This is a genomic window from Chryseobacterium sp. R2ACT005, assembly GCF_049949215.1.
Lineage (GTDB): Bacteria > Bacteroidota > Bacteroidia > Flavobacteriales > Weeksellaceae > Chryseobacterium.
On record NZ_CP188192.1, the window covers coordinates 498,777 to 511,071 of the forward strand.

The 12,295-nt window shown below is 35.0% G+C and carries 10 protein-coding genes; all 10 read left to right on the forward strand.

Annotated elements, in window-relative coordinates; all coding sequences use genetic code 11:
* Nucleotides 1–78 precede the first annotated feature (78 nt).
* The 10 genes from ACPF63_RS02375 to ACPF63_RS02420 all read left to right on the forward strand — a co-directional run bounded on the left by ACPF63_RS02375 (nucleotide 79) and on the right by ACPF63_RS02420 (nucleotide 12,292).
* Complete coding sequence (locus ACPF63_RS02375; protein WP_077419215.1) at nucleotides 79–768, forward strand: ABC transporter ATP-binding protein; 690 nt, start codon at nucleotides 79–81, stop codon at nucleotides 766–768.
* Nucleotides 769–859: 91 nt separating this feature from the next.
* Entirely contained in the window at nucleotides 860–2,089 is a 1,230-nt protein-coding gene (locus tag ACPF63_RS02380) for an ABC transporter permease (RefSeq protein WP_047386830.1), read from the forward strand.
* A gap of 57 nt (nucleotides 2,090–2,146) precedes the next feature.
* The gene (locus ACPF63_RS02385; RefSeq protein WP_426481850.1) at nucleotides 2,147–3,418 is read left to right on the forward strand and encodes an ABC transporter permease; all 1,272 of its coding nucleotides are present in this window, start codon (nucleotides 2,147–2,149) and stop codon (nucleotides 3,416–3,418) included.
* A gap of 98 nt (nucleotides 3,419–3,516) precedes the next feature.
* On the forward strand, nucleotides 3,517–4,728 hold the full coding sequence (locus tag ACPF63_RS02390) for an efflux RND transporter periplasmic adaptor subunit (RefSeq protein ID WP_047386834.1): 1,212 nt from the start codon (nucleotides 3,517–3,519) through the stop codon (nucleotides 4,726–4,728).
* A gap of 125 nt (nucleotides 4,729–4,853) precedes the next feature.
* Nucleotides 4,854–5,420 carry a hypothetical protein gene (locus tag ACPF63_RS02395; protein WP_426481851.1) on the forward strand — a complete coding sequence of 189 codons (567 nt, stop codon included), beginning with the start codon at nucleotides 4,854–4,856 and terminating at the stop codon, nucleotides 5,418–5,420.
* 55 nt (nucleotides 5,421–5,475) lie between these two features.
* Nucleotides 5,476–7,002 carry a glycosyltransferase family 39 protein gene (locus ACPF63_RS02400; protein WP_426481852.1) on the forward strand — a complete coding sequence of 509 codons (1,527 nt, stop codon included), beginning with the start codon at nucleotides 5,476–5,478 and terminating at the stop codon, nucleotides 7,000–7,002.
* A 166-nt stretch (nucleotides 7,003–7,168) separates the two neighbouring features.
* Nucleotides 7,169–8,074 (forward strand): NAD(P)/FAD-dependent oxidoreductase, encoded by a 906-nt coding sequence (locus ACPF63_RS02405; protein WP_426481853.1) that lies wholly within the window; start codon nucleotides 7,169–7,171, stop codon nucleotides 8,072–8,074.
* A 149-nt stretch (nucleotides 8,075–8,223) separates the two neighbouring features.
* Nucleotides 8,224–9,489 carry a serine hydroxymethyltransferase gene (glyA, locus tag ACPF63_RS02410; RefSeq protein ID WP_426481854.1) on the forward strand — a complete coding sequence of 422 codons (1,266 nt, stop codon included), beginning with the start codon at nucleotides 8,224–8,226 and terminating at the stop codon, nucleotides 9,487–9,489.
* A gap of 56 nt (nucleotides 9,490–9,545) precedes the next feature.
* Entirely contained in the window at nucleotides 9,546–10,004 is a 459-nt protein-coding gene (locus ACPF63_RS02415) for a regulatory protein RecX (protein WP_426481855.1), read from the forward strand.
* 359 nt (nucleotides 10,005–10,363) lie between these two features.
* Nucleotides 10,364–12,292, forward strand: coding sequence for a polysaccharide biosynthesis protein (locus tag ACPF63_RS02420; protein WP_077419221.1), 1,929 nt, complete (start codon nucleotides 10,364–10,366; stop codon nucleotides 12,290–12,292).
* The last annotated feature ends 3 nt before the right edge of the window (nucleotides 12,293–12,295 follow it).

Sequence of the window (12,295 nt, forward strand, 5' to 3'; positions counted from 1 at the left end):
AATATTTGAATAAATTTTTATTCTTGTAACAATTTGAAAATATCATCTACTTATTGGGTATAAAACATACATCACTTAATGTTAGTAATTCAGGATTTAAATAAGTCATACGATACAGGGAAAAGCAAACTTCATGTTCTCAAAGGAATTAATCTGAATATTTCTGAGGGCGAGTTTGTTTCTATTATGGGAAGTTCCGGTTCCGGAAAATCTACACTTCTTAATATTATTGGTATTCTGGATGAAAAAGATTCAGGAACCTATGAATTAGATGGGGTTCCTATTGAACACTTGTCAGAAGTAAAAGCTGCAGAATACAGAAGTAAGTTTTTGGGATTTATTTTTCAGTCTTTTAACCTTATCAATTATAAAACAGCTTTGGAAAATGTAGCACTTCCTCTTTACTATCAGAATGTACCGAGAAAAGAGCGAAATCTGAAAGCTATGGAATATCTGGAGAAAGTAGGTCTTGCACAATGGGCAAACCATCTTCCGAGTGAACTTTCCGGAGGGCAGAAACAGAGAGTGGCTATTGCCAGAGCGTTGATTACCAATCCAAAAGTAGTACTGGCGGATGAGCCTACGGGAGCATTGGACTCCAAAACCACACATGATATTATGAAACTGCTTCAGGATATCAATAATGAAGGAAAAACAATCATTGTTGTAACCCACGAACCGGATGTTGCTGCACAAACCAAAAGAAATGTAATACTGAAGGACGGGATTATTGAAAGTGATGAGTTTATTAAGCAAATTGTGCTTTAGGAATTTGAAAATTTGAAAACGAGATAATTTGAAAATTTAACGATTCAATTTTTAATCTTTAAATTTTTAAATCTTTTAATATCAATAAAAAATGTTTGACCTAGATCGTTGGCAGGAAATATTCAGTTCTATCCGGAGTAATGTACTTCGGACGGTGCTTTCAGGGTTTACAGTAGCTTTGGGACTGTTTATTTTCATTGTACTTTTTGGAATTGGAAAAGGACTTCAGAATGCATTCTCTGAAGGATTTGCGGGAGATGCTAAAAATCTTATTATTTTTTCTACAGGAAAAGCATCTTTAGCTTATAAAGGCCTTCAGTCTGATCGAAATATAACAATGAATAACTCAGATTATGACTTTTTAATTAATGCAGATAAGAAGAAAGCTGGACCTTCCAGTCCCAGATATACTGCCAATTTAATGGTGAAATATGGAAAAGAAAGTGGCCTTTATCAGATCAATGGAGCTCAACCCGGGGAACAAGTCATTGAAAACAGAAAGATTATTGATGGCAGGTATCTGACAGATATGGATTTGGAAAGGAAATTAAATGTTGCAGTCATTGGAAGAATGGTTCAGCGGGATTTGATCAAAAATGGAAGCCCGGTAGGAAAAGAGCTCGATATTAATGGGACGATGTATAAGGTCATTGGTGTCTTTTCAGATGATGGAGGAGATAGGGATGAAAGACATATTACCGTTCCGATTACCACTTTACAGCAGATGAAGAAAGGATCTGATACAGTAAATATAGCCTATATCACATACGATGATAAACTGACTCCGGATCAGGCCATTAAGTATGGTGATGAGCTTAAAGATAAATTAAAAGCGAGAAAAAGTGTTTCTCCTGATGATGAAAACGGTGTGCGGGTCTGGAACAATGCGAAAAACATGAATGATACATTTGCATTTATGGCAGTTCTTACAGCAATTGTCGGGTTTATTGGTATGGGTACATTGCTTGCGGGAATTATTGGGATCAGTAACATTATGGTGTATATCGTAAAAGAAAGAACCAAAGAAATTGGAGTACGAAAAGCTATTGGCGCAAAACCAAGTGGAATTGTAGGCCTGATTGTTCAGGAAAGCGTTGTGATTACAGTGGTATCCGGACTTATTGGAGTAGGAATTGGGGTTTTGACATTAAGTCTTATTGGTGATGGTCTTGAAGAATATTTCATCAAAAGTCCGAGCGTTGGATGGGGAGCCATTATTATGGCATTCATTGCTTTGATTTTCTCAGGATTGATCGCAGGATTTGTACCAGCATACAGGGCTTCAAGAATTAAACCGATCGAAGCATTGAGAACAGAGTAATTAGTGTAAAAAAAGAAATGAAGCAAATTCATAATTTATAACTTATAATTCAACAAGGTGAATATCATATTTAAAAAAGATACTTGGCAGGAGATCTATTACTCACTGAGGAATAATAAACTCCGAACATTTCTTACCATGATTGGCGTAGGATGGGGGATGTTTTTGTATGTAAGCCTTCTTGGAGCAGCAAAAGGGATGGAGAATGGTTTTGATAAATTATTTTCCGGTTTTGCTACCAATTCAATATTCCTGTGGGCACAGAAGACATCTATTCCTTATGAAGGATTTCCTAAAGGTCGCGAAGTTCACCTGAACTTAAACGATATGGAAATGCTGAAAAGAAAAGTAACTGCCATAGATTATATATCGCCGCAAAATGCAAGAGGAAGCTTTACAGGAACACCAGGGGAAGCGATGTCTAGAAACGGGAAGAATGGAACGTATTCGCTTACCGGGGACTACTCTGTGGGAAATAAAATTTCAGAAAAGAAACTGATCTTCGGACGTTATATCAATGATGCCGATGTTTTAGGAAATAAAAATGTAGTGGTTATAGGAGAAGAAATTTACAAAAACTTCTTTGATGCCAAGAAAAAAGAAAACCCAATTGGAAAATCAATCAATATTAAAGGGTTGTTCTTTAATGTAATCGGAGTTTTCCGGGTAAAAAAAGGAGGCGGATTTGAAAATGACCAAACAGCTTTCATCCCACTTTCTACCTATACAAAAATGTATAATGCAGGAGAGCAGATAGACATGTTTGCAATTGTAAGTAAGCCTAATGCCAATGTAAATTCCGTAGAAGAAGATGTAAAGCAGGTGTTGAAAACAAAAAATAAAGTTTCACCTGAAGATACCAATGCTTTCGGGAGTTTCAACCTCGGAAAAGAGTTTAAAAAACTGACAGGTTTCCTTACGGGAATGCAGTTATTAACAATCATTGTGGGAACACTGACAATCCTTGCCGGAGTAATTGCTATTTCAAACATCCTTTTGATTACGGTAAAAGAAAGAACCAAAGAAATCGGGATCAGAAGAGCATTGGGAGCAAAACCGTCAGAAGTAAGAAATCAGATCTTGCTTGAAAGTGTTGTGATTACGCTTTCCTCGGGATTGCTAGGTTTTATGTCTGGGATTTTTGTGCTGATGATTCTCAATGCCGTTACACAGGGACAGGATTCGTTTCCATTCTATAATCCGACAGTCAATTATGGAAACGTATTTGCTGCGATGGCCGTAATGGTGATTTTAGGACTGATAATCGGGATGATCCCCGCGCAGAGAGCCGTAAAAATCAGACCTATTGAAGCATTAAGAACAGAATAATTAATTTGAAAATCAAGATGAACAGCTGATAAATGTAAAGAATCCATCTTTTAATTTTTAAATCATTCAATCTATTTAATAAAAAATAAACTATACATATGAAAAAGAAATTCACCTGGAAAAAAGCCATTTATATTGTCTTGGGGCTTTTATTTGCAGTGGCATTGTTCTCGGGGCTTGGCTATCTTATAAAATCAAATTCTAAAGAAGGGGAGGCTTTCCTGACCCGTAAGCCAACTATTCAGAATATGGATGATAAAGTAATGGCAACAGGAAAAATTGTTCCCAAAGAAGAAATTGAAATTAAACCCAATATTGCAGGGATTATAGATAAAATCTTAGTAAAAGAAGGAGATAAAGTAGAGGTGGGACAGCTGATTGCTACCGTGAAAATTGTCCCAAGTATCTCTGAAGTAAATGCTTCTCAGCAGGAAGTTCAGAATGCACAGATCCAGATCAGCAACGCCCAGATGAATGTAGGAAATATGCAGAAGCAGTTTGAGATGCAGGAGAAATTATACAAGCAGGGAGTAGCTTCTAAACAGGAATACCTGAATTCTCAGCAGCAGTTGTTTTCTCAGCAGCAGACTTTGAAAAATGCTCAACAGCAATTAAATACTGCTCAAAAAAGATTGCAGATCGCTAAAACAGGAGCAACTCCTGAACTTAAAGGACAGGGCTTAGCTACCACTGAAATTCGTTCCAAAGCTTCAGGTACCGTACTTGAAGTTCCTGTAAAAGCAGGAAGCCAGGTGATTGAAGCCAATAACTTCAACGCAGGTACTACAATCTGTTCAGTGGCAGATCTGAACGTTTTGATTTTTAAAGGTGAAATTGATGAAGCTCAAGCTGGAAAGTTAAACGAAGGCATGGATATGAATATCGTAATCGGTGCATTACAAAACAAAACTTTTCCAGGAAAACTTACCATGATCGCGCCTAAAGGAAAGGATAATGCAGGAACTATTAAATTTCCGGTAGAAGGAAACGTAACTAATCCTAATAATGAGTATATTAGAGCAGGTTTTTCTGCAAATGGTGAAATTGTTTTGAGTTCTCAGAAAAATGCTTTATTATTGGATGAATCTTTGGTTCAGTATGAAAAGAAACAAGGTAAAGATGTTCCTTTTGTAGAAGTGAAACAAAAAGACGGGAAATTCAAGAAAGTATACTTGAAATTGGGAGCAAGTGACGGTATCAACGTTCAGATTCTTCCGGGATCAAACATTACAAAAGACACTGAAGTAAAAGTTTGGAATCCATCTGATAAAGACAAAGAAGAGCTGAAAGAAAAAGCGAATAAAAAATAATAAACTACACTATACACTTTTAAACTGTGAATCCCGGAGGAATTTTTTTCTCCGGGATTCTTTTTTTATATCAAAATTTTTGCAAGAGGAAATTCCTATATTTGAATCAGATAAATCCATGAAAAATGTGTCGATACGCACGGAAAACTTATAAATCACATTATGTCTGTTTTAAATGCCGAAAATCATTTAAACAGCCGGATGCCTATGACATTATACAAAGGATCGAAAAAGAAAAGATATACCATAATCCTAATGGGAAGTCAATTCGTAAAGTAGGACATGTTTTCACAAAAGCAGAAACAAAGGAGCTGGAAAAAATGGTTTCAGATATTGAAAACAGAACGGTAAAATGCCCTGAATGTAGTAATGTGATGGCTGATCTGGGGAAAGATTTTAAAGCTCCTAAAAAAACAGCAGTCAAAGAATGGAGGATTGTAGAAAGTCTTTTTAAAACAGGAAAATGCTTTCATTCATGTGGTTGCGATGGAATAGGGTATATTCCTAAAAATCCTAAAGACTACGAAACATACCTGAATACTATATTGAAAACCTATCAGGAATATTTAACTGCTTGTCAGAAGATTCATCTGGAAGAATGTCCTAAGAAGATTGAAGAAATTAAGTATTGGTCTGAAAATATTCAGAAGATTAAAGCTGAAATTATTGATAATAAGTTTGAAATAGCATAAGTGTAACAAAATAGAGGTTTAGACTGTCTTACCTCTAAATTCCAAACTATACCCCATGAAAAAAGACTATTGGATTCTTTTACTTTTTATTATTGCAAAGTTTACTCTCCAATACTCACTGATAAGCCCTGAGTATGAACTTCACAGAGATGAATATCTGCATCTCGATCAGGCGAATCATCTCGCATGGGGATATCTCTCTGTTCCTCCGGTAAATTCCTGGCTGGCCTGGATAATTAAAATGCTTGGAAATTCCATATTTTGGGTTAAATTTTTTCCAGCCCTGTTTGGAGCTTTGACAATTGTGCTGACATGGAAAGTTGTTGAAGAACTCAAGGGAAGCTTGTTTGCTAAAATACTGGCTTCTTTGGGAGTATTATTCTCAGTACTTCTTCGGGTAAATATGCTGTTTCAGCCTACATCTTTAGAAATTTTTCTGTGGTTGTTTCTTTATTATGCTTTGATTAAATATTTTAATTCGGAAAAAGTAAAATGGATTTATATTGGAGCTGTCATTTTTGGAATAGGAATATTAAATAAATACAATATTGCTTTTTCATTATTAGGGCTTATTCCTGCATTATTGCTGACAGGGCAAAGGAAGATTTTTATGCAGTCTCATGTGTATTGGGCCGCACTTTTAGCTTTAATCATTATTTTTCCTAACCTTCTCTGGCAGTATCAGAATCATTTTCCGGTCATTCATCATATGAAAGAACTTTCTGAAAAACAGCTTGTGCATGTAGATAGAGTGGGTTTTATGAAATCTCAGCTATTATTCTTCATTGGAGTTGTCTTTGTAATTATTGCAGGCTGGGGAGCACTGTTATTGTATAAGCCTTTCGATAAATTCAGATTTTTCTTTTGGAGCTATATCATCACAATTGCTTTGTTTTTGTTTTTTAAAGCAAAAGATTATTATGCAATTGGACTTTATCCCGTGTACATTGCCTTTGGATCTGTTTTTCTTGGTCATCTGTTTGAAAAAGGGTGGAAGAGATTCCTGAAACCCGTCAGCATCCTTATTCCTGTACTTTTATTTCTGCCTTTATATAATATAGCTTTTCCCAATAAAAGTCCCGGATATATTGAATCTCATCCGCAGCAGTACAAAAAATTCGGACTGCTGCGGTGGGAAGATGGAAAAGACCATCCTTTGCCACAGGACTTTGCCGATATGCAGGGCTGGAAAGAACTGGCTCAAAAAGTAGATAAAGAATATTCCCGATTGTCGAAGTCAGGAAATACTATGGTATTATGTGATAATTATGGGCAGACCGGAGCTATTAATTATTATTCAAAAGCGGGTGTTGTAGCGATGTCGTTTCATGCGGATTATATCAATTGGATAGATGTAAGCAAAAAATATAAAAATGTTATCAGGGTCAAAGATGCTCCCGAAGCAGGAAAAGAACTTGAAGAATCCGGTTCTTTTTTTGAAGTTGCAAAATTGAAAGATTCCATTACCAATCCATATGCAAGAGAAAAAGGGACTTCTATTTTCAGTTTACAAGGGGCAAAAATAGACATCAATAAAAGAATTCAGGATGAAATTGATGAAACTAAAAATGAATGGAAATAGTTTTTTCTTCTGGTAAACGATAATTTATTTAGGATATCAAAGGAATAGATATAAAATATTATGGCAACATTGTTGCGTTAATGAAATTTATTTTACCTTTGTACTATCAACTATCAACTATCAACTATCAACTATCAACTATCAACTATCAACTATCAACTGAACTATGGAAAACAAAAACTTTGATGTCATTATAATAGGAGGAAGCTATTCAGGATTATCAGCAGGAATGTCATTAGGAAGATCTTTAAGAAATGTCCTGATTATTGATAACGGAAAGCCTTGTAACAGGCAGACTCCTCATTCCCATAATTTTGTTACTCATGATGGCAAAACGCCTGCAGAAATTACAAAGCTGGCAAAAGAAGATGTAGAAAAATACAACACGGTCCGGTTTTATAACGGAACCGTTATGAAAACAGTAAAATCAACCGAAGGTTTCGAGATTGAAACTTCATCTGATGAAAAATTCCATGCTAAAAAACTCATCCTTGCTTCTGGAGTGAAGGATGTAATGCCGGATATTCCAGGGTTTGCAGAATGTTGGGGGATTTCTGTTATACATTGCCCGTACTGTCATGGCTATGAAGTGAAAAACGAGACTACCGGAATTCTTTCCAATGGAGAAATGGCTTACGAATTTTCAAAACTGATTTTTAATCTGACTAAAAATCTTACTCTGTTTACCAATGGAAAAGCTGTTCTTACTGATGAACAAACTGAAAAGCTAAAGCAGAATAAAATCATGCTGAATGAAGATGAAATTGAAGAGATCAAACATGAAAATGGATCTATTCAAAAAATTATTTTTAAAAACAGAAAAGAAGTTTCTTTACAGGCTTTATATGCTAAAATTCCTTTTGAACAAAATCTCAATGTGTCCGATGATCTGGGATGTGAACTGACAGAACAGGGATTTATTAAAGTAGATATGATGCAGAAAACAAATGTCCCCGGAGTTTTTGCCTGTGGAGACAATGTAACGATGATGCGTTCCGTGGCTAATGCTGTTGCACAGGGAAATTTTGCCGGTGCTGTAGTCAATAAAGAACTTGTGGATGAAGAATTTTAAAAGATTTTTGATCAGATTAAAAGAAGCATAATATTAGATTTATTAATGGCGTTTTTCATTTTTTAGTGTTTAAAATCATTTTTTCCATAGAGAAATCTCAATGAAAATTCCGTACATTTGGGGTGGAAATTTCAAAAACTAAAAGTAAAATGGATATTATTTTCGACCTGATTGAAAAGGAAAAACAAAGACAAACTCACGGATTAGAGCTTATCGCATCAGAAAATTTTGTTTCTGAAAACGTGATGAAAGCAATGGGAAGTGTACTGACAAATAAATATGCTGAAGGATATCCCGGAAAAAGATATTACGGAGGATGTGAAGTTGTAGATGAGGTTGAAACATTGGCTATCAACAGAGCAAAAGAACTTTTCGGAGTAGACTATGTGAATGTTCAGCCACATTCCGGTTCTCAGGCAAATGCAGCCATTTATCTTGCAGTTTTGAAACCTGGTGATAAAATCATGGGGATGGACCTTTCGATGGGAGGACACCTTACTCACGGTTCTGCAGTGAATTTTTCAGGCATCCAATATAATGTGGTTTCTTATGGAGTTCAGCAGGAAACAGGTCTTATTGACTATGACCAGATGAGAGAAATTGCCTTAAGAGAAAAACCAAAAATGCTTATTGCTGGTTTCTCAGCGTATTCAAGAGATTTGGATTATGCTAAATTCAGAGAAGTGGCAGATGAAATAGGAGCTACCCTTTGGGCAGATATTGCTCACCCGGCTGGCTTAGTAGCAAAAGGATTATTAAACTCACCATTTGAGCACTGTCATGTAGTAACTACCACTACTCACAAAACCCTGAGAGGTCCAAGAGGAGGGATGATCATGATGGGTAAAGATTTTGAAAATACATATGGCCACAAAACTCCAAAAGGAGAAATCAAAATGATGAGCCAGGTATTAGACGGAGCTGTATTCCCAGGTATTCAAGGAGGGCCGCTTGAGCATGTTATCGCTGGTAAAGCAGTCGCTTTCGGTGAAGCTTTGGACGGACAGTTCGAAACATATGCAAAACAAGTTAAATCCAATGCTCAGGCACTATCAAAAGCGATGATTGACAGAGGATTTGATATCGTAAGTGGAGGTACAGATAACCACTTAATGTTGGTAGACCTTAGAAACAAGGGCGTGAATGGTAAAGAAACAGAAAAAGCATTAGTACTTGCTGATATTACCTGCAACAAAAATATGGTTCCTTTTGATGATAAGTCTCCATTTACAACATCTGGTATCAGATTAGGAACAGCAGCAATTACAACAAGAGGATTGAAAGAAAATGATATGGATACTATTGCAGGATTGATTTCTGAAGTGGTAGACAATATCAAAAATGAAGAAGTTCTTACCTCTGTAAGAAAGAAAGTTAACGAATTAATGGAAGGAAAAGCTTTGTTTAATTACTAACAGGCATTTCAATATCATATAAAGAATGGGCAACTGCTCATTCTTTTTTTATTCAAATGGAAAAGAAATCTTATACTTTTGAGGAAATCAAACAGAAACTGGTCAATTACTGTGTTTACCAGGACCGCTGTCATGTAGAAGTGGAACAGAAGATGAGAGAGTTTCTGCTTATTGATGAAGCTAAAGAAGAAATTATTTTATACCTCCTGAAAGAAAACTATCTGAATGAAGAAAGGTTCGCAAGAAGCTATATCAGAGGCAAATTTTACATCAAACACTGGGGTAAGACCAAAATAAAAATGAATCTGAAGCAAAAACAGGTTTCAGAAAGACTGATCAATTCGTGCTTTGATGAGATAGATGATTCTGATTATGAAAAGACTATCAGAAAAATTTTTGAAGGGTATTATTCTAAACAAAATGGTTTGAAAGAATATCAAAAAAAAACCAAAACTATAAAATATTTGATGAGTAAAGGTTTTGAATATGAGAAAATAATTGATATTTTTGAATAATATATTAATGAATTAAAAAAAAACTTGAAATATGCCTTTTTACAAAAAAATAATCAGTTCATTGAAAGAGATTGATACATAAAGATTTAATGATTATTTAAAACATGAAACAGCTGAAATAAAGACTTTTTACAGATAAATATCACCTTTATAAGACTTTATATGGTATGATTTTTGTCCATGAGCTTAGCTGTATCGTAATGGAATTATTAGATTTCATAAATATAACATCAAATTTATTTTTGATTTCAACATATTGAAATAAAATTATTTTATTTTTGCATGATTGTATCAGAATTATCTTTGATCAAATGATCAGATATTACAATTTTAATTAAATATGAACACCAATATAGACAATGTACGATTCTCTTAGAAAAACAATATTTGGAGGGGATAATGTTGTCAATCTCTCAGACGTAAGATACCTTCCTAGATGGATAATTCTTGTAATAGACATTATTATTCTGGTTATATCTTTATTTCTTTCCACTTACATTATCGAAAAAATTACCAAGCAGGAATTTATATACCATGAAGATAAAAGCTTAATCTTTGCTTTTATTATTCTGGCGAACACTGTTTTTATGTATCTCTTCAAAACGTATGCTGGAATTATCCGCCATTCAACATTTATAGATTTATTTAAACTTCTGATATCCTGCTTTTGTACAATGCTGGCTATTGGAACTATCAATATTCTTTATTTCTGGACTACAGGAGCTAAGTTTATACTTACTCCTTATCTGATGCTTTATTTTGTAATTTCATTTATGGGATTATTCCTTTTCAGACTCTATGTGAAAGAGTTTTTCCATATTGTAAGGGAATATAGAAGAAGTGCATTGAAAAAAAGAATTTTGGTGCTGGGGATTGATGAACAATCCATTGCAATTGCACGTGCGATTCTTGATAATCCAAGTCTGCCTTATCAGGTAGTGGGCTTTTTAACTCAAAGAACAGATTCTAAAAGGGCATCTCTACTTGGAAAGCCCATCTACGGAAAACAAAAAATAGAAGAAAACACGAAAGAAGATCTTATTATTGATGGAATTCTTATTGTAAAAGAGATGATGGCCAGAGATGAGATGAATACGTGGGTGAATTTGTTTTTAGAGAAAGATCTTAATGTCTTTAAAGCGCCTTCAGTACAAAAATTGAGAGACAGTGATTTGGGAGGATCTATCAGAAATCTTCAAATTGAAGACTTGTTAAATAGAAAACCTATCAAAATTCAGAATGAAAAAGTTAAGAGCAGGCATTTTGATAAAACAGTATTAGTAACTGGAGGAGCAGGATCCATAGGAAGTGAAATTGTAAGACAGGTTGCTAACTTTAACCCTTCTTTAATTGTCATTCTGGATCAGGCAGAGACCCCTCTTTATGAAATTGAACTCGAAATGAGAGATAAGTATCCTCATATTGCTTTCAAATTTGTTTTAGGAGATGTTTCTAATCATCATAGAATGGAATCCTTGTTCCAAACATATAACTTCTCAATGGTCTACCATGCTGCTGCTTATAAGCATGTTCCTTTGGTAGAAGAAAATCCGCATGAAGCGATTTTTGTTAATATATTAGGTTCAAAGATTGTTGCAAAATTATCCAGCAAGTATAAAGTAAACAGATTCGTAATGGTATCTACAGATAAAGCTGTAAATCCCACCAACGTTATGGGAGCTTCCAAACGAGCTGCTGAGCTTTTTGTACAGTCGCTTCAAAATGTTGAGGGTAATGTTACCAAGTTTATTACAACAAGATTTGGAAATGTATTAGGATCCAACGGTTCTGTGATTCCTCATTTTAAAAAACAGATTGAAGCAGGAGGTCCGGTAACCATCACTCACCCGGAAATTGTAAGATATTTCATGACGATTCCGGAAGCATGTGAACTTGTACTTCAGGCTGGAACAATGGGAGAAGGAGGTGAAATTTTTGTCTTTGATATGGGAGAACCTGTTAAAATTCTCGATCTTGCCAAAAGAATGATCAAATTATCAGGATTCGAACCTAATATTGATATTAAGATCATTTATACAGGATTAAGACCTGGAGAAAAGCTTTATGAAGAACTTTTGAGTGATGATGCGAAAACACTTCCTACTCATAATGACAAAATTATGATCTCTAAAGACCCTTCTACGGGATTCGAAGAAATAGATACACTTACTAGACAAATTACTAAAGCTTCCCTCAGAAGAGATAAAGTGGAAGTAGTAAGGATTCTTAAAACAATAGTGCCGGAATTCCGAAGCAATAATTCTATCTATGAGGCCCTGGATAAATAGAAA